The sequence below is a fragment of the Parageobacillus galactosidasius genome (genome assembly GCF_002217735.1).
Classification (GTDB): Bacteria; Bacillota; Bacilli; order Bacillales; family Anoxybacillaceae; genus Parageobacillus_B; species Parageobacillus_B toebii.
The window spans coordinates 1-25,444 of record NZ_NDYL01000001.1 but is presented as its reverse complement, the minus strand read 5'-3'; the positions used below and the strand labels follow the sequence as shown (position 1 = coordinate 25,444).

The window sequence follows — 25,444 nt, the reverse complement described above, 5'->3', positions numbered from 1 at the left end:
GAATTTTAGAATCAATTAGAACCTAATTGATACTTTATCCTAAAACAAGAAGGTCTAAACATGCTTTTCCATTAATCAAATAACACACTGACAGATTTCATTTCATATACGCGTGTAATTGCCTCCGCAATAAGCGGTGCAACTGACAGCTCTACAATTTTATCAATTTTCTTCTCTTCTGGCAACGCAATTGTATTCGTTACAACAAGTTCTTTAATTTTTGAATTTTGAATGCGCTCAATTGCCGGACCGGACAGAACCGGATGCGTACAGCATGCGTACACTTCTTTCGCTCCGTTTTCGATCAGTGCGTTGGCAGCTAATGTAATCGTTCCGGCCGTATCAATGATATCATCAATTAAAATAGCAGTTTTCCCTTCAACTTGTCCAACGATATTCATGACTTCCGCCACATTTGGCTTTGGCCGGCGCTTATCAATGATGGCGATCGGCGCTTTTAAACGGTCAGCAAGTTTTCGTGTCCGCGTTACTCCTCCATGGTCTGGAGAAACGACAACAACATCATCAAGATTTTTATTTTTAAAATATTCAGCTAAAATCGGAACTCCCATTAAATGATCAATCGGAATATCGAAAAATCCTTGAATTTGCGGCGCGTGCAAATCAAGTGTAATGACGCGGGAAGCTCCTGCTGTTTCTAAAAGATTTGCCACTAATTTTGCTGTAATCGGCTCGCGGGAGCGTGCTTTTCGGTCTTGACGGGCATACCCGTAATACGGCATCACAATATTAATCGTTTTTGCGGAAGCGCGTTTTAACGCATCAATCATGATTAATAATTCCATTAAATGCTCATTGACCGGGACGCTTGTCGATTGAACAACGAAAACATCATCGCCGCGGATGCTTTCTTCAATGTTAATTTGGATTTCCCCATCGCTAAAACGGGAGACAGAGCATTTGCCCAATTCAATTCCCATAACTTCCGCAATTTCTTCCGCCAATTTCATGTTAGAATTTAACGCAAACAGTTTTAGTTTGTGGTGACACTCAGACATTGATAAACCTCCATTAAGAATTTTTCTTGATCGAAAGACGATCCACATAATTCTCTTTATTTACCTGCCGCGCGCGGGCAATCGATAACGCGTTTTCTGGAACATCATCCGTAATCGTAGAACCGGCGGCAACATAAGCCCCTTTTCCAACCGTCACAGGAGCAATTAAATTGGCATTACAGCCAATAAACGCCCCATCTTCAATTTTCGTTATATGTTTATTTTTCCCATCATAGTTTACCGTAATCGATCCACAGCCAAGATTAACGTTGACGCCGACTTCCGCATCGCCGATATAGCTTAAATGCGACGCTTTGCTTCCTTTTCCAAATGTTGATTTTTTCACTTCGACAAAATTTCCGATGCGGACCTCATCATCGATTTTCGACGATGGACGAATATGGGCAAACGGTCCAATCGTGACATCGTTCCCAATTTCGCTGTCATGGGCAACGGAATGACGAATCGTTGTGCCGTTTCCAATCCAACAATCTTTAATTTCCGAGTTTGGTCCAATCGTACAATCTTCACCGATTACCGTTTTTCCTTCAATGACCGTACCCGGATAAATCACAGTGTCACGGCCGATTCGCACCTCAGCCGATATATACGTATGAGCAGGATCAATAATTGTTACCCCGTTCATCATATGTTTGCGACAAATCCGCTCGCGCATAATTTTTTCTGCTTCAGCGAGGGCAACACGGTCGTTTACCCCGATCGTTTCTTCAAAAGATGGGGCTTTGTACGCGGAAATGATACTGCCATTTGATTTTAAAATTTCAATGACATCAGTTAAATAATATTCGCCTTGTGCGTTATTGTTTGATACATGTGTAAGCGCTTCAAACAAAGACTTGTTATCGAAACAATATGTCCCTGTGTTAATTTCCTTGATGGCACGTTCTTGTTCGCTTGCATCTTTATGTTCGACAATTTTCTCAACATTTCCATGAGCATCGCGAACAATGCGGCCATATCCGGCAGGGTTATCTGCAACTGCTGTCAAAATCGTTGCTTTTGCATTGGTCGCAAGATGATGATCAAGCAAAGCTTGCATCGTTTCAGCAGTAATTAATGGTGTATCTCCGCATACAACGAGCGTTACTCCATCTTTTTCCTGTAAATAAGGGGCTGCCTGCATAACCGCGTGCGCCGTTCCTAATTGCTCTTGCTGAAAGGCATATTCGCTTTGGTCGCCAAGCTGCGCCTTTACTTGTTCTGCTCCAAATCCAACAACCGTAATAAGCTTTTCTATTCCCAGCTGTAAAACTTGGTCCACCACATGCTGGACCATTGGCTTGCCGCAAACAGGGTGCAATACTTTATATTGCTTCGACTTCATCCTTGTCCCCTGTCCAGCCGCCAATATGACCGCATATCGTTTTACCATATATAGGCCTCCAATTACCTTTTTATCCATAATTGAATATATCTCAATTAGTAGTGTATTTCAAGGAAACATTCATTTTTCCAAAAAAAGAGCCTGTTCATTTAGAACAGACTCTTTTCCATATTTTTATGAAGCACCAGCTTCTTCAAGTTCTTCTTCCAATTTACCTAAACGGTGATACTCAGCTAATATTGCCTCTTGAATTTTTCCGCGTGTGGCTGAGTTAATCGGATGTGCAATGTCGCGAAATTCTCCATCTGGAGTGCGCTTGCTTGGCATTGCGACAAACAATCCGTTATTGCCATCGATGACGCGGATATCGTGGACAACGAATTCGTTATCCAATGTGATAGAGGCAATGGCTTTCATACGTCCTTCGGTATTTACGCGGCGTAATCTTACGTCAGTAACTTCCATTATGTTCACCACCTTTTCCCTATATCAGACTTGATTATTTTTATTCCACATGTTTTCTCTTTTTCCTTCTTTTTTTGAAAATTTTTTATAATAAATTAGCTAGTACGCAACGTACAGCATCCTTGACTGTTTAGGGAAAAGGCAGATGATGTAATTTATCGAATCAACGCGACTACTTCAATTTCGACAAGCGCGTCTTTCGGCAGTCTCGCCACTTCCACGCACGAGCGCGCCGGTTTATGGTTAGTGAAATATTCACTATATACTTCATTCATTGCCGCAAAGTCATCCATGTTTTTCAAAAACACCGTCGTTTTGACTACTGTATCAAGCGATGCGCCAGCCGCTTCCAAAACGGCTTTTAAGTTTTGAAATACTTGATGTGTTTGTGCTTTTATGTCGCCTTGTACCATCTCTCCTTCAGGAGTGAGCGGAATTTGCCCCGAGCTGTAAAACATGTTATTGACGATAATTCCTTGCGAATACGGACCGATCGCTTGCGGCGCTTTATTCGTTTCTACCTTTTTCATTTTGTTTGCTCTCCTTTCTCGTTTATCTATTCCATAAAATGAATATAATTTCCTGCTTTTACGGTAATTTGTTTTTCTTTAACATCGACAGAAGATAATTTTACGAGCGAAATATATTCATCAACAAGTCGCTCTTTCGTTTCTTCCGACTCGACAAGAACACCGATGCCGGAAAGTTTGGCGTTAAATTCATTTAATAAATTCACCATGCCGTTTACCGTTCCGCCGGCTTTCATAAAATCATCGATGATTAACACATTGGCTCCTTCGGCTAAACTCCGCTTGGCTAGCACCATCGTTTGAATGCGTTTAGAAGAACCGGAAACATAGTTAATGCTGACCATCGACCCTTCTGTCACTTTATTGTCATGGCGGACAATAACGACAGGAACATACAAAAAATGAGCTACCGCATAAGCAAGCGGGATTCCTTTTGTTGCAATCGTCATGACGACATCCACCGGCCGGTCGGCAAAAATGGACGCATATAGACGGCCGATTTTGTTCACAATACGAGGGTCGCCAAGAATATCGGTCATATACAAATATCCGCCAGGCAACAGCCGATCTGGGCGTGATAGTTGCTCACATAAATATGTAACAATCTCTTCCGCTTCCTGTTTCGACATTTTCGGAATATATTGCACTCCGCCCGCTGCGCCTGGCAATGTTTTGATCGTTCCGATTCCTTGCTGTTCAAACGTTTGTTTAATAATGGCTAAATCCTCACTAATCGATGACTTCGCCGATTCATAACGATCTGCAAAAAAAGTAAGCGGAATAAGCTGATGAGGCCGTTCGAGAAGATAATGGGTCATATCGACTAAACGGCCGCTGCGCCTTAACTTCATAGAGGCCCTCCTAAAACCGAATGTTTTAAAGTAAATATACCAAAAATGTACGTATTTAATCAAGTGAATGGCGTTCGCCTAATATACGGACAGCAAACACTTGATCACAAAAACCGCGGAGTCCGTTATAAATTCGCTGCAATCTTGAATCGTGCTGGACTAACCCGAACACCGTCGGCCCGCTGCCGCTCATCAATACCGCGTCTGCTCCAAACCGCTTCATTTGCTCTTTAATATGCGCTACTTCTGGATATTTTTTTAATGTTACTTCCTCTAATACGTTTCCAACCAGTTTACAAATAGCCGCATAATCTTGGCGATAAATCGCCTCTACCATTCCGTCCACATCCGGATGTGGAATCTCATCAACCTTTAAATTTCGATACACTTCAGCAGTAGAAACACCGATCGATGGTTTGGCCAAAATAACCCAGCATGGCGGTGGAGCAGGAATCGGTGTAATTTTTTCGCCCCGTCCTGTTGCAATCGCGGTTCCACCGTAAACGCAAAATGATACGTCAGAACCGATTTTTGCTCCTAGTTCTGCTAACTCATCCAGTGTAAGGCCTAAATTCCAAAGCTTATTTAAACCGCGGAGCGTCGCGGCGGCGTCACTGCTTCCTCCCGCCAGCCCGGCCGCTACTGGAATATTTTTTGTAATAGAGATCGCTATGCCTTGTTTAATCGCAAATGTATCTTTCAATAACTTTGCAGCCTGATACGCCAAGTTGCGGTGGTCATCGGGAACGAATCGGTTTTTTGAAATAATTTGTATGGTATCATCCATTTGTGGAATTAATTCGATCCGATCTGCCAAATCAATCGTTGTCATGACCATTTTCACTTCATGATACCCATCCGGCCGCTTATGTAACACGTCCAATGATAAGTTGATTTTTGCTGGCGCTTTGACTAACAACCTCAAACGTTCCACCTACTTTAACGACTTCAAACTCATAAGATCCATTTACCATATTAGCATAAATGATGTGTGTTCCTGAACAAAAAGAAAAATATATTCATCTGTTGAGTTATGGCAAACGATATCAAACAAAAGCCGAAGCGATGCTGCTTCGGCTGTCGCGGTCGTTTTTGTTTTCCTTTACACAAGTTTACGCTATTTCATGTTCTCGGCTAGCTGTCGTTCCGCTTTTTCAATCGCTAATTTCACCATATTTCCAGCATCTTTCGCGCGGATCGCGCCCCATCCTTCTCTTTGAACGACATCATAAAAGCCTAATTCTTTCGCCAACTCTTCTTTAAAGCGTTGCGACATAATTCCACGACGTCGACCCAATGTCAACAGCCCCTTTCAACCACCGCGACAGTTTTAGTATGAAAAAAAAAACGCATATCTTTATGTTCACCTATTTATGACAAAACAAAAAGCAGCAAACAAATGTCTACTGCCTACCCGCTTGATCGTCATCTAAAAACGTCAATTGTACTGTTTCTGTTAACACATCAGCGTAACTAAACGATACCCGTTCAAACGCATTTTCTTTTTGGTCGAGTTCAATAACAAATACCGATGGATACGTTTCAGCTAAAATTCCGCATCGTTCAATCGTTTTTCTTCGTCCGCCGTTTGCGCGCAATGTCAAACGTCTGCCGATATTAGAATCCAACGCTTTTTTAATATCGGATAAAGTTTTTGCCATTCGCTATCCACCTCACTATTTATAATTATAACAAAGGTTTCTTTCAAAGTCAAAAAAATTAAAATTATATCAGTGTTTTTTCGTTACTGTCAATGCATATTTTTCTACAAAATCCTTCTTTATTATGTATATTATGGTTTTTTATGTGAAAAAATATGTATAAATTGTAGAAAAAATAAAAAAACCGCCTTTTTGATGGCGGCTCTGTTAATCGCTCATTTCACCAATGGAACGAAAAGGCATTCCCGTGCGCAATACTCCTTTCGTTTCTACTCCTCCAAGTCCTTTTTCTCCAGTTAATGTATTGCGAAGTACATCCCAAACATCTACCGTTTCCATAAAAGAGGTAAAACTAATTCTCGAGACGACATAAACTGGGTCCAGCGCATGAATGTTTACGCGTGCGGGGGAGCTGGCAAAATTGGCCCCGGCGCGAATAAGCGATTCAAAATGGGATTGACACGCCCCCGCAAAAATAATCAGCTGGTCAAGATGAGGAACTTTTTTACGTGCTTCTTTTACTGTTTGTACAAAATGTTTTGAATGGCGATATGCCTTTAAATCCGTTACTTTTCCTTTTGACTTGGAATAAGAATCATGGCCGGTAATCACTAAAATATCAGGGCGGAATCGCTCAAGAAGCTCACCGACTTTTTCAGACATTTCGCTTTCATCACAATAAATTCCGTATACCGGCACTCCGATTCGTTCATATAAATCTAAACACTTCCGCAAATATAAAGGGTCACCGTCCAAATGAAGGACGCGCCCCGGAATTTGAAAAAAATCTTTTTCCGTTCGGTATCCTCCCGTCGCCCGGTACTCTGTTTTTTGCTTCATTACATGGTAATCTTGCCGGAATAGCTTATACGATTGTTCTATAAGCTCTATTTCCTTTTTCTTTCTTTCCTGCTGTTCCCGTTCACCAATAATGACTAAATCACTGCATGGGGCATCGGCGACCAGTCTGACATCTTCGCCATATAAAGTCGCTTCTTTTTCCCCATCTTTTTCTTTCACATCTATTACACGAAACAATAAATCACAGTTATACGACTTTCTTGCAACAATATCGCCGACCTTAACGTCCATCACCATTCACTCCATTAAAACAAATTGTTTACTTAAGTAACATATGCACATCTCGACAATAGGTGATAGACATAGGTCTTTTCTTTCCCAAACCAACCAAAAAAGTGCTTACATACTTACAAAACGTGCCGCAACGCATTGCTAAGCGCGGCAAACTCCTCCATTGTCAGCGTTTCTCCGCGGCGGCGCGGGTCAATGTCTGTCTCTGTTAAGACACGCTCTATTTGCTCTTTCATCGCTTTTCCGTTTGGCAAATTGTTTACTAAATTGTTTAAAATCGTTTTCCGGCGCTGCGCAAAGCTTGCCCGCACCACTTGAAAGAAAAACGCTTCGTCTTCCACTTTAACAGGCGGCTGCTTTCGCTTTATTAACCGAATAACAGCAGAATCCACGTTCGGCTGCGGGATAAACACCGTTCTTGGGACGGTCATGACCGTCTCCGCTTCTGTATAATATTGAATTGCAATCGACAACGAACCGTAATCTTTCGTTCCCGGCTTTGCGGCTAGGCGGTCCGCCACTTCTTTTTGCAACATAACAACCATGCCGCGAATCGGCAAGCGATCTGTCAATAGCTTCATAATAATCGGTGTTGTGACGTAGTACGGCAAATTTGCCACTACCATAATATCGGTCATGCCGGTAAATTCTTCGGAGATCACGCGGTGAATATCCGCTTTTAAAACATCTTGATGGATAATACGGATGTTTCCATACGGTGATAATGTATCCTCTAAAATCGGCAAAAGCCGCTGATCAATTTCAAACGCGACTACCTTTTTCGCACGGCGTGCCAGCTGCTCCGTTAAAGCACCGATTCCAGGACCGATTTCAATCGCTCCTGTTTCGTCCGAAAGCTCGGCAAAATCGACAATTTTCCGCAAAATATTGGTGTCAATTAAAAAATTTTGTCCTAAACTTTTTTTAAATGAAAACCCATACTTTTCCAGGATTTCCCGGGTTCGCCCCGGTGTGGCAATGTCTTTATTCATCATTTGCTTCCTCCTGCAATACTTGCTCTAATGCTGCATAAAATGTTTCTTTAGAGATTTGAAATACTTGCAATCGCTTATAAAGCTGCTTTCCGTTTGTATATCCTATTTTTAAAATTTCACCTAAATGTTGGCGCCGCTTTTTCGCTAATTCTCCACCGATTAAACCAGCAGCAACGAGTTCATCAAACGTAATCTCTTCCTTCCACTCTGTTGTTTCCTCATACACGTTTTTCAACGCTTGACGGATATCTTCCACAGACGCATGTTCTACGCCAATTCCTTTCCCATTTTTCGCAATAGCCGCTTTTCTTGGCAAAAAAGCATGTTTGCAGCCTGGAACACGCTCTGTAATCGTTTTGCGAATTTTTTCACCTGGAAAATCAGGGTCCGTAAAAATAATTACGCCACGTTTTTCTTTTGCTAATTTAATTCGTTCAATCGTTTCTTCACTAATTGCCGACCCGTTCGTTTCAATGGTATCTGCATCAACGGCGCGCTGAATCGCCACTGTATCGTCTTTTCCTTCCACAACAATAATTTCTTTAATCTTCATCACTATTGCGCAGAAATCGTTCACTCATTCCACACGGAATAAGTCTTTTTTCCTATTTCTGCGATGCCCCCTTTCCTGTAAAATAATTGTTGAAAGAGTTTTTTGCTGCTAAAAATGTTAATTTATTTTTTAAAATAACCGAAACTTTTTTCGATTTTTTTCGTCTAAATGAGTAGGAAAATATCTTTCTTCATTATAACGAAAAAGCAGAGGGCAAAAAAACCCTCCGCATCCTTTTCCTTTATTGAAGAATTCTCACCTTCACACGCTTTCTACCCCAACGAAGTGCATCCGATTGCTTTGGAATAAACACGTCAATTTCATAACCATTAATACCTGATCCTGTATCAGCAGCTATAGCATATCCGTATCCTTCTACGTACACTTTTGATCCAAGCGGAATAACGTTTGGATCCACTGCGATTACTTTTGCAGAAGGATTTGCACGTAAGTTAATTCCCATTCTCGTTGTTCCTGAACATCCTTGACAATAAGCAGTATAGGCGCTAGCAACAACATAAATTTCTCGCGCTGCATGCTTTTGGCCGCGCGATACGGTCTGAACAGAGCGGCTTTGCGTATGAGCAGGTCGGCTTTTAGCCACTTTCGTACCGATAGCAACAATCCGATTTTTACTTTCTTTTATCATCTTTGTCTCAATTAATTTCCGCGATACTTCTTTTCCATTTTCGAGCACTACTTCATACTTTTTCGAAACTCGCCCTTTTTCTCCAGGGCTAATAATACGTTGTTCTCCTTTTGGCAATTGTGCATCTTGTCTAGTGACGACTGCAAAGTCAACTGGTTCTTCCACTACATCGGTGACTTTTTCAACTTTAATCACTTTTACGACCATATTTTCTTTTAGTTTGTCCTGTAAAGATGGCTCTACACGGTCGAGTTCATCTAATTTTACATTTTGTTGTTTTAAAAAGTCAGCGACAGTAGTCGAAGTTGCCCACACTTGTTGCTGTTTACCGCCGACATTTAATTGAACCGGGAATGCCTTTTCTATGTTCACTTTCATTCCCTTTTTAATTTTTGTATTTGGTGCTGGGGCAATTTTGTCGTGCTTTTCGATTTTAATATGTTGTGAGTTTAATAGCTCGGCAACGTTCTTTGCAGTCGTCCATATTTCTTGTTTTTTTCCATCTACTATCAAAGTGACTTTCTTGCTCGCTTCCCAAACGATGTTTAAATCATCTGTAATCGGCGTATCTAACGATGGATAGACGCGATCTTCTTTCCTTGGCTTAATATTTTGCTCCTGTAATACTTCTTTTACCGTTTTTGCATGAGTACGAATCTCTTGTTTTTTTCCGTTTGCCGTTAGTGTCACATCATCTTTGGCTATTTCGTACCCAGCAAATCCCGTTGTTGCTGACAAAGCTATAAAACTACTAGCAGTAACAGTGAAATTTTTCCTCAATGAACCGGAAATCTTCTTCATATTGGGTAACATTATGCAAAACGCCTCCTTCTCTCGCTAAATTCCCCTCTCCCTCTAACATGTACGCGTAAACACACTCTATTATGCAGAAAATTCGGTTAAAAGGGAAGGAAGACTTGTCGACAGTTTATACTATGTAATGTTCTAAATTTGTAGAACTTTTTTTACCTCGATCATATTAGACAAGTCTCCTTACCATTTGACAAATAATTTTAGCGATGGATGCCGAATAATCTTTTTGCATTCTCTGCCGTCGCTTTTGCTACTTCCTCAAAGGAAATACCTTTAATCTCGGCGATCGCCTCCGCTACATATTTGACGTAGCTTGGTTCGTTTCGTTTTCCGCGGAAAGGGTGAGGCGTTAAATACGGACAATCTGTTTCAATCAATAAATGCTCAAGCGGAATTTGCGCCGCTACTTCCTTCGGCTTTTTCGCATTTTTAAACGTTACCGGACCGCCAAGGGAAATAAAGAAGTTCATATCAATGCATTGCTTCGCTACTTCTACACTTCCGGTAAAACAATGCATAATTCCACCCACTTCGGCGGCATTTTCCTCTTTTAAAATTTGCAATACATCCGCTGTTGCTTCCCGATTATGGATAATGATTGGCAGTTTTACTTTTTTCGCTAAAGCGATTTGCCGCCGAAATACGTCATGTTGTATTTCCTTTGGTGATTTATCCCAATAATAATCTAAGCCCATTTCTCCTAACGCCACCACTTTTGGATGGGCAGTCAACTCTTCAATCATGTTTAAATCCTCATCTGTCATATCGATTGCATCAACGGGATGCCAACCAACGGAAGCATAAATAAAATCATATTGCTCCGCTAGCTCTATCGCCCGCGCAATCGTAGGGCGGTCAAAGCCGACGACGACAATATGAGAAACTCTTTCACTAAGAGCGCGATCAATCACTTCTTGTAAATCATCATTATATTGAACGGCATTTAAATGCGCATGTGTGTCAAAGAGCATAACAATAACCCCTTTTCTACCTTGGTGTTAAGTGTAACATAGAAATCCATTACATATATCACAAGTTGTTAACATTTACTTTACAAAATGACAACAAAGAGGTGTCGTGTACGATAGACACTACACCTCTTATGTTTGTCATTATTTTATTTTTGTCCCATTTGGAATCGTTTTATCAACGGTAACAAGAGAAAGCACCCCGTTTTCTTCCCCGGCGAGAATCATGCCTTCGGATAGTTCACCGCGCAGTTTCACTGGTTTTAAATTGGCGACGCAAACCACTTTTTTGCCGATCAAATCCTCTGGTTTGTAAAATTGCGCAATTCCTGATACGACTTGACGTTGTTCATCGCCAAGATCAAGCTTGAGCTTCAGCAGTTTATCCGCATTTTTTACCGGCTCAGCGTGAAGTACTTCTGCAACTCGCAAATCAACTTTCATAAAATCATCAATCGTAATTTCTTGCGCTTCTTGTTTTGGTTTTTCTTCCGTTTGTTTTGCCGGTGCACTGCCCTGCATATGGGCTTTAATATATTCCACTTCTTTTTCAATGTCTAGACGTGGAAATAGCGGTTCACCTTTTGTTACTTTCGTGCCTTCCTTGATGAGGCCGAACTCATATAAGCTGTCCCATTGTTTTAATTGTTCATCAACAATGCCAAGCTGCGCGAAAATTTTTTCCGGCGTGCGTGTTAAAAACGGCTGCAACAAAATCGCAACATGACGAAGTGATTCTGCCAAATGGGTCATTACAGACGCCAATTGTTCTTTTTTGCCTTCATCTTTGGCAAGCAGCCAAGGTTGCGTTTCGTCAATATATTTATTCGTTCGGTTAATCAGCTGCCATACGGACGCAAGCGCAATGGAAAATTCCATTTTCTCCATCGCTTCTTCATATTGTTTCACCGTTTCTTTTGCCTTTTCGACAAGATCGTTGTCGAATGCTGTTTTCGCTCCACGATATGGTGGAATCATGCCGTCAAAATATTTTTCAATCATCGCTACCGTGCGATTTAACAAGTTGCCTAAATCGTTTGCTAAGTCGTAGTTAATGCGTTCGACAAATCCTTCTGGAGTAAACACGCCATCGGAGCCAAACGGAACTTCGCGAAGCAAATAATAGCGAAGTGCATCCAATCCATAACGGTCGATTAATGTTACCGGATCAACGACATTTCCTTTTGATTTCGACATTTTTCCGTCTTTCATTAACAGCCAGCCATGGGCAAACACTTTTTTCGGAAGCGGCAAATCGAGCGCCATTAACATTATTGGCCAGTAAATCGTATGGAAGCGGACAATTTCTTTTCCGACTAAATGAACGTCTGCCGGCCAGTATTTTCGAAACTTCTCATCGTTATCCGTGCCATATCCTAATGCCGTAATATAGTTCGTGAGCGCGTCAATCCATACGTAAATGACGTGTTTCGGATCACCCGGAACTTTAATGCCCCAATCAAACGTCGTGCGTGATACCGCTAAATCCTCAAGCCCTGGTTTAATAAAGTTGTTAATCATTTCATTTTTGCGCGACTCCGGCTGGATGAACTCCGGATTTTCTTCATAGTATTGCAAAAGCCGATCCACATATTTGCTCATTCTAAAGAAATACGATTCTTCTTTTACTTTCTCTACCGGACGGCCGCAATCCGGGCAGTTTCCATCAACGAGCTGCCGCTCCGTATAAAATGATTCGCACGGTGTACAATACCATCCTTCGTATTCACCTAAATAAATATCACCTTGTTCGACAAGACGCGCAAAAATCTTTTCTACTACTTTTTTATGACGTTCTTGCGTCGTACGGATGAAGTCATCATAAGAAATATCAAGCTTTTTCCACAACTCTTGGATGCCTTCGACAATTTCGTCGACATATTGCTGCGGTGTTACTCCTTTTTCTTCCGCTTTTCGCTGAATTTTTTGTCCATGTTCGTCCGTACCAGTCAAATACATGACATCATAACCGCGAAGACGCTTATAGCGCGCCATCGCATCGCCTGCTACGGTCGTATATGCATGGCCAATATGTAATTTCCCGCTCGGATAGTAAATCGGGGTCGTAAGATAAAACGTCTTTTTCTCCATCTTCATACCTCCCTATTCTGAACAAAAGCCCCCGCCCAACGGACGAGAGCGATGTTACTTCTATTTTACATAATTTTTTTCATTCTACAAAAACATCTATTTCTCTTATTGAAAAAAAATATACATACAAAATAACGCCATATTTTATAAAAAATAGTCGAATAGTTATAGAAGAAAACAATCGTCTTTCTTAAAAATACATTTTTTTTTAATTTTACATATAAAAGGATTGACGTATAATGGAAACACTGATATGATTAGGGTGTAGGAAATTTGTCGAATATTGACGAATAAATCCTAGCAAAATAAAAAACTATTTTATTATAGAGAGGGGGAGCGTTCCGTGAAATCAACAGGCATTGTCCGCAAAGTGGATGAATTAGGCCGTGTCGTAATTCCAATTGAATTACGCCGCACGTTAGATATTGCTGAAAAAGATGCATTGGAAATCTACGTAGACGACGATCGCATCATTTTGAAAAAATATAAACCAAATATGACATGTGTCGTCACTGGCGAAGTTTCTGATGACAATTTCAAATTAGCCGGCGGTAAAATTATTTTAAGCCGTGAAGGCGCGGAAATTCTTTTAAAAGAAATCCAAGAGCATCTACAACAATCATCTGACAATAATGATAAATAAAAGAGTTTCTCTAGCATTTTTAGAGAAACTCTCTTTTTTTATCGATGATGATATTGCTGATAAACGTCCCGTTTCGACATATTTCGATCTTTTGCGGTTTGTTTAATAGCTTCTTTTGACGTAAAATTTTTCTCCCGAATATAATATTCGACATGCTCCACCGGTGTTAGCGAATGCCACCATTCCTCTTTCTCTTCGATCGTTTCCTCCGCTCCTTCCACAATAATGCAAAATTCTCCGCGAATTTCATTCGTTTCTGCCCATTCGACCGCCTCCCGCAAAGTTCCACGAATGAACTCCTCAAATCGTTTGGTAAGCTCACGGCATATAGCGATACGGCGATCGCCAAACACTTCATACATCATCGCAAGCGTTTCTTTTAAGCGATGAGGTGCTTCATAAAAAATCATCGTTTCACGAACCGTTTTTAGTGATTCCAACTGTTCCTTTTTTTCTTTCTTTGTCCGTTCGAGAAAACCGAAAAAATAAAAGTGATCGGTCGGCAGCCCCGAGGCAACCAGTGAGGTTAACGCCGCGTTCGCTCCTGGAAGCGGAACAACTGAAAACTGCTCTTTGAGCGCGGAAACGATCAGCTCATATCCTGGGTCGGAAATTCCCGGCATTCCTGCATCACTGACAAGCGCTACCGATTTTCCTTCTTTCAGTTGTTCGATAATTTGCGGCCCGCTTGTATATTTATTATGTTCATGATAACTAATGACCGGTGTATGAATCTCAAAATGGTTTAACAGTTTTTTCGTTTGCCGTGTATCTTCTGCGGCAATGATATCTACTTCTTTCAAAATACGTACCGCCCGAAATGTCATATCTTCAAGATTGCCAATCGGTGTCGGGACGATATATAGAGTTCCTTTATTATCGCCGGCAAAACTTTTTTGCTGCCAAAGCATCGTTTCTGCTCCTTTACGATGGGATAATTCCATATAATAGTTGCTTCACTTCATCTGTATATTCATTATTGTCATGATACACAATAAGCGGCGGCAATACTTTTAAATCCGGATTGCCATCTTTTATTCCTTCAATCAAAATCGTATTGGCCTCTTTTCCGATTTTCGGATAAACAAACCGCAGCCGTTTTGGCTCTAACCGATACTTGCGCATTAGTGTAATAATATCGAGAAGCCGTCCCGGCCGGTGCACAAATGCGGCTTTGCCGCCTTGCTTCAACAGCTGGCTGCTTACGCGAATCACATCTTCGAGCGTACAATAAATCTCATGGCGAGCAATGGCAAAATGAATATTTTTGTTCATTTCTTCCTTGCTGATCGTTGGAAAATAGGGAGGGTTGCACGTGACGACATCATATTTACTGTATCCTAACTGCTTAGGCGCATCTTTAATATCCCCGCGAATAATTTCTATTTGTTTTTCCAAACCGTTATATTGTACGCTTCTTTTTGCCATATCACAAAGCCGCTCTTGAATTTCTATACCGATAATTTTTCCCTTTGTTCTCATGCTTAATAACAATGGAATAACTCCATTTCCGGTGCATAAATCGACAATTTGCCCTTTTTGAATCGGCATATAAACAAATTTCGCAAGCAGCACCGCATCAAGGGAAAAGGAAAACACAGACGGACTTTGAATAATGCGAATATCTTCATTTAAAAGATAGTCAAGCCTCTCATCATCATATAATTCCACCATCGTGTATTCCTCCTTATTTTCAAAAAAATAACCTCTCCTTATGTGGAAAGGCTATCGTTATGCTTACTTTTTATTTAAAAAGGATAAACAAAATAGGCAATCGCCTTCTTTTCGGACGCTTCCATAATGGACATGACAAATATGGAACCCTTCCTGATAAAGACGCGCTAAATTATCATATCCTTCGCCAATGTCAACTAATTTTCTTTCATGACCATGCTTATGATCTTTTTCTTTTTGCTTTTCCTCTGCCAATTCACTGGTCACTTGTTCGAGCCGACGGCGCAAATGATCATTTTCTATTTGCAAATGATGATTTTCCTCAAGCAGCTGAACTACATGTTCCTTTAATTGTACAAGCTGGCGGTACAAATGGCTCAGTTGTTCCTCCATGCTCGTTACTGACTGAAAAATCTCTTTCTTATCCACGTCAATCCACCCCAATTAGTCTGTGGCTTGGACTGGTAACGTTCCATCTTTCATCAACTCGTCGAGCGTATATTCCACGACCCGTCCATGTTCCGATAATTCCACTTGCAATACTCGTTCTAAAATATTTAATCCGATCACTTTTCCAAGACCATGCGGAGTTTCCACATACTCCCCTAAATCAGGAAGCTGCTCTTTCGCTGTTTCATATTCATCATTTTCGTATTTTAAGCAGCACATTAACCGGCCACAAAGACCGGAAATTTTCGTCGGATTGAGCGATAAGTTTTGGTCTTTCGCCATTTTAATGGATACTGGTTCAAAATCTCCTAAAAATGTTGAGCAGCAAAGCATTCTTCCGCACGGACCGATCCCGCCAAGCATTTTTGCTTCATCGCGAACACCGATTTGTCTTAATTCAATGCGCGTGCGAAAAATGGCTGCCAAATCTTTGACAAGTTCGCGGAAATCCACACGCCCGTCTGCAGTAAAATAAAAAATCACTTTATTGCGGTCAAACGTATATTCCACATCGACTAATTTCATTTCCAAGCCATGCTCTTCTACTTTTTTTAAGCAAATATCGTACGCTTCCCGTGCCGCTTTTTTGTTTTCCTCAACAATTAATTTATCTTTCGCGTCCGCGACGCGAATCACTTTTTTCAACGGCAAAACGATATCATTTTCATCGACTTGTTTGTTGCTAATGACAACTTTTCCATATTCGATCCCTCGAATGGTTTCTACAATGACGAACTCCCCGGCAGAAATCGACAATTCTCCAGGATCGAAATAATAAATTTTTCCCGCTTTTTTAAAGCGAACACCGACGACATTATACAAACACTTTTCCCTCCTTTAGATCAAGGATAAGTTGTTCCATTAAAAGCTGTACGCTCATATTAGTTGTATTTAAACGCGCCTTCGCTTGTAAAATCATTTCCATGCTTTTTGCGATCTGTCGTTGAGAACAAGAAAGCGCCCATTGCTGCAAATCATCGATTTTATCCCGATAAATGATTTTATCTTGCTGTCCTAATTGAATGTGCAACATATCTTTATATATATATAAAAGCAAATCTAATCCTAAATCGATTTGCTGCTTTTCTTGAAAATGCGGAATCCATTGATCATGGATGAAAAAAAGCGCCTGCAAATCATTTTTCTTTAACATTTCATATAATTGTAACACTATTTTTCTCGCCTGCGCAAACCAATCATCTCGACCTAACTCGAGTGCTTCTTCATGACTGTTTGTCACATGTGCGGCAAGGAGAGCAATATGAGGCGGGATTTGCTGCTCTGCTAAATAATTGGCAAGCAAAGCAGGTGGTATTGGCTTAAACGAAAACACTTGGCAACGGGAAATGATCGTTTCTAATAGGCGGTGATATTGTTCTGTAAGCAATATCGCTACCGTCCCTGGACGAGGCTCTTCTAAAAATTTTAACAAGCTATTCGCTGCATTCGTTGTCATTTTATCAGCGTGCTCGATAATATATAGTTTTCGGTCTGATTCCACCGCCATTTTTGCAAACTCTTGCTGCAACATTTCAATTTGTTCTTTTTTAATCGATTGCCCATCTGGTTCAATGACATGTACATCTGGATGATTCCCGGAATCGATTCTGCGGCAATTTCGGCATTCATTGCAAGGCTTTATTCCGGAACGATGTAAACAAAATAAGCTTTTTGCCAATAAAAGACTCATTGCTTTTTTTCCCGTTCCGCGTTGCCCCTCGAATAAATAAGCATGAGAAATTCGCCCTTTTTCAAGACTTTTTGTGAGCATTTTCACTACTACAGGCTGATATCGTTCCAGCTGCTCCCAGAAAATCGCCACTTTCATCACTTTCCTTTAATTTTTATTCTAACATGTCTTATCCTTTTCATCATGTTCTGTTTCATGGAAACATCACTGTTATCTTCCTTCTATTTGATCCATAACCGCCGCTATGGTCATTGCAAACACTTCATCGACCGGTTTGGAAGCATCAATGACAATGATACGATCAGAAAAACGTTCTGCTATCTTTAAATACCCTTCTCTTACTTTATAATGGAAAGATAAACTTTCCATATCAAGCCGATTAATTTCCCGCTGCTTATTTTTTTGGATTCTCTCTAATCCTATTTTAGGATCAATATCAAAATAAATCGTTAACGAAGGAAAATAACCATCAATCGCAAACTGATTAATTTGTAATATTTCATCGATGCCTAACCCTCTTGCAAATCCTTGATAGGCTAACGAACTGTCGACAAACCGATCGCACAATACAATTTTGCCGGCTTTTATCGCAGGAATAATTTTTTCTAAAAGATGCTGCCTTCTCGCAGCGGCGTAAAGCAACGCTTCCGTACGACCATCCATTTCCGTATGTTTTGGGTTCAAAATAATGGAACGAATTTCCTCGGCAATACGAACTCCTCCTGGTTCTCTTGTCGATAAAACGTCAAACCCTTTTTCTCGCAAAAATGATTCCAGCTTTGTAATCATCGTCGTTTTTCCTGCTCCATCAGGTCCCTCGAAAGAAAAAAAACGACCTTTCATACGCTAATCCCCCTTATTTTACTGGTACATACACTTCTATTTGATTAGAAGATAAAAACTTTCCTCCTTGAAACCGCGCATGATATTTTAACTGTTTTATTTGTTCAATATGCTCTTTACTAATTGATTCTCCTATAAATAATAAAGGCACTCCAGGTGGATAAGGTGTGATCGTTTCCGCGGCAATAAATCCTTCCGCCTTTTCTAAGTTAACCACTTTTTTCGGCAATGTCTCTAGTTCCTTATAAGAAATCGGATTTGCAGATGCCAAGAAGGAAAAAGAACGGAACGAATTTAGCAACTCTTCGCTATAGCTTAATCCGCGAAACGCCCGTTTTAATTTTTCGATCACTTCCTCTAAATGATCGATAGCAGCAAGCGGATACACGAGCAAAACGTTAAACGGATCGGCAAGCTCCGCAAAAACGCCTTCTTGCTCCAGCCGTTGTTGAAGCTCATAACCGGACAACTTACTTCTCGTTTGAACGGTAATTTTCAATAAATCCGTCTTTATAAGCGGATGTTGCGAATGAACTACCGCAATCCCTTCTATCTCATCGAGGGCATCTTTCAACCGTTGAATTTGTTTTAAAATATTTTCTACATCTCCCTTTGTTAAACGAGCGAGGTAACTTCTCGCCAAATCAAGTGAAGCCATAATCGGATAAGATGGGCTGCTTGACTGAAACACTTGTAAAAAATATTTTAGTTTCTCTTTATCTATTAATGAACTATTTACATGTAAATACGACCCCATTGTCATGGCTGGCAATGTTTTATGCGCTGACTGGACAACAACATCCGCCCCGCACGCGATCGCTGTTTTCGGAAAAGGCTCTCCTATAATAAAATGAGCCCCATGCGCTTCATCGACAAGCACAGGAATACGATAGCGGTGTGCGATGTTTACAACTTCCGTAAGATCCACCGCCATTCCATAATAATTCGGATTAGTCAACACTAATGCTGCGGCATCTTGGTGAAGTTCAAGCGCCTTTTTTACCGTTTCATACGCAACATAAGAGGCGACACGGACGTCTTCATCCAATTCCGGAGGAAGAAAAATAGGGGCAGCTCCAACTAATTGAAGCGCATGCATAACCGATTTATGGCAATTTCGCTGCACAATTACCTTTTTCTTTTCCCCGCAAACAGCAAAGATCATCGCTAAATTTCCAGCCGTAGAACCGTTTACGAGAAAAAACGTTTCTTCTACATTATACAGCTTTGCTGCTAAAGATTGCGCCTCGGCAATAACCGATTCCGGTTGATGTAGATCATCAAGCCCGCTTAATTCAGTCGCATCTAGTTTTAGTAACTGCTTATAATCATTTTTCGCTTCTATAGGAAATACTGTACCATATTTGTGACCTGGTACATGAAATGAAAACGGATGAATGGCATCATGACGTTTTAAAGCGGTATATAAAGGAGTTTGCTGTTGATCCATAAATGCCCCTCTTTTCTTTTTCATGATAAGGAAATTTAGAACATTGTTTTTCTGACATAGACAACAAGATATATATTATCACTAATCTAATTGCCTTGAATAGAAATACATAAGAGATAACATCGATTTTCCGATACCACTCCAAATCAAAAAAGAAAAAAGCGTGATGAAAGTTGAACATATAAACAAAATAGGCCCTATCAATAGGACCCTATGAATATATTTTTGAAGATATAATTTTTCTTAACTGCTTTACATAAAAACGATATTTCGGATCGGTCGTGTCCGTTTGCACGATCTCCCTTTCGCAATCAAGACAAAGAAACTGATCATAAATTTGAATTCCTTCTTGTTTTGGCTGCTCACAAACGATACATACTCTTTCGATAACATCTTTACCCGTAATCAGTGAACCCACCTTCTCCACCTCCCACCCTTTATCTTTCCCACATTAATAAGTTTCTATAACTAATAGATGAAAATAAAATTTTATAGATGCTTAGGTAAAATAATAAATACCAAAAAATAAAATTTTATAACACCATGAGAACAAGATAGGAGAGTTGCGCATTTTTCTTCGTTCCAGTTTAATAGAAAAAATGGATACACACAGAGTGAGAGGTGAAGTGGAGATGTTTTAAGGTATATATAAAAACAGCTGATTAAGCTTCATGCTTAATCAGCTGTTTTCTGTAATAATTGCCTAGCAACGACCTACTCTTGCAGGGGCGCTGGCCCCAACTACCATCGGCGCTGGAGAGCTTAACTTCCGTGTTCGGGATGGGAACGGGTGTTTCCTCTCCGCTATTGTCACTAGGCAATTATCTCAATTGGACATTTATTATTATATTCCAATCATCACGTTTGTCAAGAGGGATTTCGTTCCCTCAAAACTAGATAACCGTCTGTTTGGAAGAAGCCGTCTTGCATAGGCGGCCTACGCTTTTCCATTGTCTAGCTCCGATGCCTAGCTCTCTTGCGCCAAATAACCTTCTCCCTTGAGGTGCAAGCACCTCTACGGTCGAAGAACATTTTCCTTTTGGCGCTAAGCGCTCGCCTCCACTTTTCGCTTGGTTAAGTCCTCGATCGATTAGTATCCGTCAGCTCCACGTGTCGCCACGCTTCCACCTCGGACCTATCGACCTCGTCATCTTCGAGGGATCTTACTCGCTTGACGCGATGGGAAATCTCATCCGCTCTCCCAGCTGAGCTAAGGCCCCACATAGAAAGGGATGGGCCTAAGTGGACTTGAACCACCGACCTCACGCTTATCAGGCGTGCGCTCTAACCAGCTGAGCTATAGGCCCGTCATATTTAAATTAGAGAAGGAACATGAAGCTCCTTCAAAACTAAACAAAACGACAAGCGTCATTATAACTTATTTTAGCGTCATTGTCAATAGGCAATCGCCTGCGCGCTTCCGCTTTTCGTACTGTCTAGCTCCAGCGCCTAGCTCTCTTGTGCCAAATAACCTTCCCCCCTCGAAGTGCAAGCACTTTAGCGGGTGAAGAACATTTGGCTTTGAGAGCTGATCGCGTCGCTTCCGCTTTTCGTACTGTCTAGCTTCGGCTCCAAGTCGCCTTCGCTTTTCGTATCATCCTTAGAAAGGAGGTGATCCAGCCGCACCTTCCGGTACGGCTACCTTGTTACGACTTCACCCCAATCACTTGCCCCACCTTCGGCGGCTGGCTCCTCTCCGGATCAACGCTTGCTTACAGCTCCCCGAAGCGTTTCGGCGTTTGCCCCGTCCTTCATCGGCTCCTAGTGCCAAGGCATCCACCGTGCGCCCTTTCTAACTTAACCATGCGAAAACAGCTTCATGCTTGCCGCCTTCGCTTCTCGGCTTCTTCCTATGTCTAGCTTCGGCGCCTAGCCCCTCACGGTCGCTTCTCGGTCCTGCCGTGGCAGCAATAGCCTCCTCGCAGGCCCTCCAGCGCCTATCGGGGCTAACCGCGGCGCCTCCGCTTTTCCTTCCGGTTATCTAGTTTTCAAGGAACCAAACTGTTTCCTGTATGTGCTCATGGACACAGTATTTTTCCGCTAAAATGGTGGAGCCTATCGGGATCGAACCGATGACCTCCTGCGTGCAAAGCAGGCGCTCTCCCAGCTGAGCTAAGGCCCCACATAGAAAGGGATGGGCCTAAGTGGACTTGAACCACCGACCTCACGCTTATCAGGCGTGCGCTCTAACCAGCTGAGCTATAGGCCCGTCATATTTAAATTTTAAATTAGAGAAGGAACATGAAGCTCCTTCAAAACTAAACAAAACGACAAGCGTCATTATAACTTATTTTAGGATTATTGTCAATAGGAAGTCGCCTTCGCGCTTCCGCTTTTCGTACTGTCTAGCTCCGGCTCCAAGTCGCCTTCGCTTTTCGTATCATCCTTAGAAAGGAGGTGATCCAGCCGCACCTTCCGGTACGGCTACCTTGTTACGACTTCACCCCAATCACTTGCCCCACCTTCGGCGGCTGGCTCCCTTACGGGTTACCTCACCGACTTCGGGTGTTCACCCCTACCCACACCTCATCCCCGCACTTTTCAACGTACGTGGGTTCGGGCCTCCAGTAGGTGTTACCCTACCTTCACCCTGGACATGGGTAGATCACCTGGTTTCGGGTCTACGACGACGTACTAAACGCCCTATTCAGACTCGCTTTCGCTGCGGCTCCGTCTCTTCGACTTAACCTCGCACGTCATCGTAACTCGCCGGTTCATTCTACAAAAGGCACGCCATCACCCATAAACGGGCTCTGACTACTTGGGGTCTACGACAACGTACTTAACGCCCTATTCAGACTCGCTTTCGCTGCGGCTCCGTCTCTTCGACTTAACCTCGCACGTCATCGTAACTCGCCGGTTCATTCTACAAAAGGCACGCCATCACCCATAAACGGGCTCTGTTGGCATTTCACCCCTACCCACACCTCATCCCCGCACTTTTCAACGTACGTGGGTTCGGGCCTCCAGTAGGTGTTACCCTACCTTCACCCTGGACATGGGTAGATCACCTGGTTTCGGGTCTACGACGACGTACTTAACGCCCTATTCAGACTCGCTTTCGCTGCGGCTCCGTCTCTTCGACTTAACCTCGCACGTCATCGTAACTCGCCGGTTCATTCTACAAAAGGCACGCCATCACCCATAAACGGGCTCTGACTACTTGTAGGCACACGGTTTCAGGTTCTCTTTCACTCCCCTTCCGGGGTGCTTTTCACCTTTCCCTCACGGTACTGGTTCACTATCGGTCACTAGGGAGTATTTAGCCTTGGGACACCCCTACCCACACCTCATCCCCGCACTTTTCAACGTACGTGGGTTCGGGCCTCCAGTAGGTGTTACCCTACCTTCACCCTGGACATGGGTAGATCACCTGGTTTCGGGTCTACGACGACGTACTACACGCCCTATTCAGACTCGCTTTCGCTGCGGCTCCGTCTCTTCGACTTAACCTCGCACGTCATCGTAACTCGCCGGTTCATTCTACAAAAGGCACGCCATCACCCATGAACGGGCTCTGACTACTTGTTTGGCATTTCACCCCTACCCACACCTCATCCCCGCACTTTTCAACGTACGTGGGTTCGGGCCTCCAGTAGGTGTTACCCTACCTTCACCCTGGACATGGGTAGATCACCTGGTTTCGGGTCTACGACAACGTACTTAACGCCCTATTCAGACTCGCTTTCGCTGCGGCTCCGTCTCTTCGACTTAACCTCGCACGTCATCGTAACTCGCCGGTTCATTCTACAAAAGGCACGCCATCACCCATAACGGGCTCTGACTACTTGTAGGCACACGGTTTCAGGTTCTCTTTCACTCCCCTTCCGGGGTGCTTTTCACCTTTCCCTCACGGTACTGGTTCACTATCGGTCACTAGGGAGTATTTAGCCTTGGGAGATGGTCCTCCCTGCTTCCGACGGGATTCCCCGTGTCCCGCCGTACTCAGGATCCACTCGGGAGGGAACGAAGTTTCGACTACAGGGCTGTCACCTTCTCTGGCGGGCCTTTCCAGACCGCTTCGTCTACCCCGTTCCTTTGTAACTCCCATGTGAGTGGTCCTACAACCCCAAGAGGCAAGCCTCTTGGTTTGGGCTGTTCCCGTTTCGCTCGCCGCTACTCAGGGAATCGCGGTTGCTTTCTTCTCCTCCGGGTACTTAGATGTTTCAGTTCCCCGGGTGTGCCCTCCATACCCTATGGATTCAGGTATGGATACTGCCCCATTACGGGCAGTGGGTTTCCCCATTCGGACATCTCCGGATCAACGCTTGCTTACAGCTCCCCGAAGCGTTTCGGCGTTTGCCCCGTCCTTCATCGGCTCCTAGTGCCAAGGCATCCACCGTGCGCCCTTTCTAACTTAACCATGCGAAAACAGCTTCATCACCCCTACCCACACCTCATCCCCGCACTTTTCAACGTACGTGGGTTCGGGCCTCCAGTAGGTGTTACCCTACCTTCACCCTGGACATGGGTAGATCACCTGGTTTCGGGTCTACGACGACGTACTAGGGTCTACGACGACGTACTTAACGCCCTATTCAGACTCGCTTTCGCTGCGGCTCCGTCTCTTCGACTTAACCTCGCACGTCATCGTAACTCGCCGGTTCATTCTACAAAAGGCACGCCATCACCCATGAACGGGCTCTGTCTCCGGATCAACGCTTGCTTACAGCTCCCCGAAGCGTTTCGGCGTTTGCCCCGTCCTTCATCGGCTCCTAGTGCCAAGGCATCCACCGTGCGCCCTTTCTAACTTAACCATGCGAAAACAGCTTCACGCTTGCCGCCTTCGCTTCTCGGCTTCTTCCAATCGGTTATCTAGTTTTCAAGGAACAACATTTATTTGAAAGAACATATAGCATGTTCCCTCAAAACTGAACAAACCCGAAGCGCCCACCTTATTTCACACACATACAGTCCTTAGAAAGGAGGTGATCCAGCCGCACCTTCCGGTACGGCTACCTTGTTACGACTTCACCCCAATCACTTGCCCCACCTTCGGCGGCTGGCTCCCTTACGGGTTACCTCACCGACTTCGGGTGTTTTGGCCACATATTATTATATTCCAATCATCACGTTTGTCAAGAGGGATTTCGTTCCCTCAAAACTAGATAACCGTCTGTTTGGAAGAAGCCGTTTTGCATAGGCGGCTTCCGCTTTTCCGTTGTCTAACTCCTAGCGTCCTCCGCTTTTCCGCTTGGTTAAGTCCTCGATCGATTAGTATCCGTCAGCTCCACGTGTCGCCACGCTTCCACCTCGGACCTATCGACCTCGTCATCTTCGAGGGATCTTACTCGCTTGACGCGATGAGTGCCAAGGCATCCACCGTGCGCCCTTTCTAACTTAACCATGCGAAAACAGCTTCATGCTTGCCGCCTTCGCTTCTCGGCTTCTTCCTATGTCTAGCTTCGGCGCCTAGCCCCTCACGGTCGCTTCGGTCCTGCCGTGGCGGCAATAGCCTCCTCGCAGGCCCTCCAGCGCCTATCGGGGCTAATCGCGGCGCCTCCGCTTTTCTTCTCGGTTATCGGGTCTACGACAACGTACTTAACGCCCTATTCAGACTCGCTTTCGCTGCGGCTCCGTCTCTTCGACTTAACCTCGCTCGTCATCGTAACTCGCCGGTTCATTCTACAAAAGGCACGCCATCACCCATGAACGGGCTCTG

23 protein-coding genes, 3 tRNA genes, 1 rRNA gene and 1 other annotated feature are annotated in these 25,444 nt (G+C 43.1%); of the genes, 1 reads left to right on the top strand and 26 read right to left on the bottom strand.

Features of this window, described 5'->3' with window-relative positions; genetic code table 11:
* Window positions 1-71 precede the first annotated feature (71 nt).
* From B9L23_RS00135 to metG, 14 genes are all read right to left on the bottom strand, one after another.
* On the bottom strand, window positions 72-1,019 hold the full coding sequence (locus B9L23_RS00135; RefSeq protein ID WP_012748824.1) for a ribose-phosphate diphosphokinase: 948 nt from the start codon (window positions 1,017-1,019) through the stop codon (window positions 72-74).
* Window positions 1,020-1,032: 13 nt separating this feature from the next.
* Window positions 1,033-2,412, bottom strand: coding sequence for a bifunctional UDP-N-acetylglucosamine diphosphorylase/glucosamine-1-phosphate N-acetyltransferase GlmU (glmU, locus tag B9L23_RS00130; RefSeq protein ID WP_012748823.1), 1,380 nt, complete (start codon window positions 2,410-2,412; stop codon window positions 1,033-1,035).
* A gap of 126 nt (window positions 2,413-2,538) precedes the next feature.
* Entirely contained in the window at window positions 2,539-2,829 is a 291-nt protein-coding gene (gene spoVG / locus B9L23_RS00125; protein WP_003247437.1) for a septation regulator SpoVG, read from the bottom strand.
* A 155-nt stretch (window positions 2,830-2,984) separates the two neighbouring features.
* Window positions 2,985-3,359, bottom strand: coding sequence for a RidA family protein (locus tag B9L23_RS00120; protein ID WP_062677415.1), 375 nt, complete (start codon window positions 3,357-3,359; stop codon window positions 2,985-2,987).
* A 26-nt stretch (window positions 3,360-3,385) separates the two neighbouring features.
* Window positions 3,386-4,210, bottom strand: a complete 825-nt coding sequence (gene purR / locus B9L23_RS00115; protein ID WP_012748821.1) for a pur operon repressor — start codon at window positions 4,208-4,210, stop codon at window positions 3,386-3,388.
* A gap of 55 nt (window positions 4,211-4,265) precedes the next feature.
* Complete coding sequence (ispE, locus tag B9L23_RS00110; RefSeq protein WP_012748820.1) at window positions 4,266-5,135, bottom strand: 4-(cytidine 5'-diphospho)-2-C-methyl-D-erythritol kinase; 870 nt, start codon at window positions 5,133-5,135, stop codon at window positions 4,266-4,268.
* A gap of 192 nt (window positions 5,136-5,327) precedes the next feature.
* The gene (locus B9L23_RS00105) at window positions 5,328-5,507 is read right to left on the bottom strand and encodes a small, acid-soluble spore protein, alpha/beta type (RefSeq protein ID WP_041269542.1); all 180 of its coding nucleotides are present in this window, start codon (window positions 5,505-5,507) and stop codon (window positions 5,328-5,330) included.
* Between the two features lie 106 nt (window positions 5,508-5,613).
* Window positions 5,614-5,871, bottom strand: coding sequence for a biofilm formation stimulator Veg (gene veg / locus B9L23_RS00100; RefSeq protein ID WP_012748818.1), 258 nt, complete (start codon window positions 5,869-5,871; stop codon window positions 5,614-5,616).
* A gap of 207 nt (window positions 5,872-6,078) precedes the next feature.
* The gene (gene yabG, locus B9L23_RS00095; RefSeq protein WP_012748817.1) at window positions 6,079-6,963 is read right to left on the bottom strand and encodes a sporulation peptidase YabG; all 885 of its coding nucleotides are present in this window, start codon (window positions 6,961-6,963) and stop codon (window positions 6,079-6,081) included.
* Window positions 6,964-7,079: 116 nt separating this feature from the next.
* Window positions 7,080-7,955, bottom strand: a complete 876-nt coding sequence (rsmA, locus tag B9L23_RS00090) for a 16S rRNA (adenine(1518)-N(6)/adenine(1519)-N(6))-dimethyltransferase RsmA (protein WP_089097451.1) — start codon at window positions 7,953-7,955, stop codon at window positions 7,080-7,082.
* Window positions 7,948-8,511 carry a ribonuclease M5 gene (gene rnmV / locus B9L23_RS00085; protein ID WP_012748815.1) on the bottom strand — a complete coding sequence of 188 codons (564 nt, stop codon included), beginning with the start codon at window positions 8,509-8,511 and terminating at the stop codon, window positions 7,948-7,950. The genes rsmA and rnmV overlap by 8 nt, the downstream gene beginning before the upstream one ends.
* A 241-nt stretch (window positions 8,512-8,752) precedes the next feature.
* Window positions 8,753-9,973 (bottom strand): G5 and 3D domain-containing protein, encoded by a 1,221-nt coding sequence (locus B9L23_RS00080; RefSeq protein WP_081189196.1) that lies wholly within the window; start codon window positions 9,971-9,973, stop codon window positions 8,753-8,755.
* Between the two features lie 200 nt (window positions 9,974-10,173).
* A complete protein-coding gene (locus B9L23_RS00075; protein WP_012748813.1) occupies window positions 10,174-10,944 on the bottom strand; it encodes a TatD family hydrolase in 771 nt (256 codons plus the stop codon).
* Between the two features lie 141 nt (window positions 10,945-11,085).
* Window positions 11,086-13,032: a methionine--tRNA ligase gene (gene metG, locus B9L23_RS00070; RefSeq protein ID WP_012748812.1), complete on the bottom strand. Its 1,947-nt coding sequence runs from the start codon at window positions 13,030-13,032 to the stop codon at window positions 11,086-11,088.
* 343 nt (window positions 13,033-13,375) lie between these two features.
* Here metG and B9L23_RS00065 point away from each other — a divergent pair, with 343 nt between their 5' ends.
* Window positions 13,376-13,675, top strand: a complete 300-nt coding sequence (locus B9L23_RS00065) for a transition state genes transcriptional regulator AbrB (protein WP_012748811.1) — start codon at window positions 13,376-13,378, stop codon at window positions 13,673-13,675.
* Between the two features lie 38 nt (window positions 13,676-13,713).
* On the opposite strand, the gene rsmI is transcribed toward B9L23_RS00065, so the two are convergent.
* From rsmI to B9L23_RS00010, 12 genes are all read right to left on the bottom strand, one after another.
* Window positions 13,714-14,586, bottom strand: coding sequence for a 16S rRNA (cytidine(1402)-2'-O)-methyltransferase (rsmI, locus tag B9L23_RS00060; RefSeq protein WP_089097450.1), 873 nt, complete (start codon window positions 14,584-14,586; stop codon window positions 13,714-13,716).
* 13 nt (window positions 14,587-14,599) lie between these two features.
* The gene (locus B9L23_RS00055; RefSeq protein WP_081189197.1) at window positions 14,600-15,349 is read right to left on the bottom strand and encodes a tRNA1(Val) (adenine(37)-N6)-methyltransferase; all 750 of its coding nucleotides are present in this window, start codon (window positions 15,347-15,349) and stop codon (window positions 14,600-14,602) included.
* A gap of 63 nt (window positions 15,350-15,412) precedes the next feature.
* Window positions 15,413-15,778: a DNA replication initiation control protein YabA gene (yabA, locus tag B9L23_RS00050; RefSeq protein WP_012748808.1), complete on the bottom strand. Its 366-nt coding sequence runs from the start codon at window positions 15,776-15,778 to the stop codon at window positions 15,413-15,415.
* Window positions 15,779-15,793: 15 nt separating this feature from the next.
* Window positions 15,794-16,621 (bottom strand): PSP1 domain-containing protein, encoded by an 828-nt coding sequence (locus tag B9L23_RS00045; protein WP_012748807.1) that lies wholly within the window; start codon window positions 16,619-16,621, stop codon window positions 15,794-15,796.
* A complete protein-coding gene (gene holB / locus B9L23_RS00040) occupies window positions 16,614-17,621 on the bottom strand; it encodes a DNA polymerase III subunit delta' (RefSeq protein ID WP_081189202.1) in 1,008 nt (335 codons plus the stop codon). The genes B9L23_RS00045 and holB overlap by 8 nt, the downstream gene beginning before the upstream one ends.
* A 78-nt stretch (window positions 17,622-17,699) precedes the next feature.
* The gene (tmk, locus tag B9L23_RS00035) at window positions 17,700-18,332 is read right to left on the bottom strand and encodes a dTMP kinase (protein WP_062756510.1); all 633 of its coding nucleotides are present in this window, start codon (window positions 18,330-18,332) and stop codon (window positions 17,700-17,702) included.
* Window positions 18,333-18,345: 13 nt separating this feature from the next.
* A complete protein-coding gene (locus B9L23_RS00030; protein WP_012748804.1) occupies window positions 18,346-19,782 on the bottom strand; it encodes an aminotransferase class I/II-fold pyridoxal phosphate-dependent enzyme in 1,437 nt (478 codons plus the stop codon).
* Window positions 19,783-19,993: 211 nt separating this feature from the next.
* A complete protein-coding gene (locus B9L23_RS00025; RefSeq protein WP_012748803.1) occupies window positions 19,994-20,200 on the bottom strand; it encodes a sigma factor G inhibitor Gin in 207 nt (68 codons plus the stop codon).
* 283 nt (window positions 20,201-20,483) lie between these two features.
* Window positions 20,484-20,600, bottom strand: a 5S ribosomal RNA gene (gene rrf, locus B9L23_RS00020).
* 415 nt (window positions 20,601-21,015) lie between these two features.
* A tRNA-Ile gene (locus B9L23_RS20680) sits at window positions 21,016-21,089 on the bottom strand.
* A 739-nt stretch (window positions 21,090-21,828) separates the two neighbouring features.
* Window positions 21,829-21,904: transfer RNA gene (locus tag B9L23_RS00015), tRNA-Ala, on the bottom strand.
* A 13-nt stretch (window positions 21,905-21,917) separates the two neighbouring features.
* Window positions 21,918-21,991, bottom strand: a tRNA-Ile gene (locus B9L23_RS00010).
* Between the two features lie 1,219 nt (window positions 21,992-23,210).
* Window positions 23,211-24,145: a sequence feature (23S ribosomal RNA rRNA prediction is too short), on the bottom strand.
* Window positions 24,146-25,444 lie beyond the last annotated feature (1,299 nt).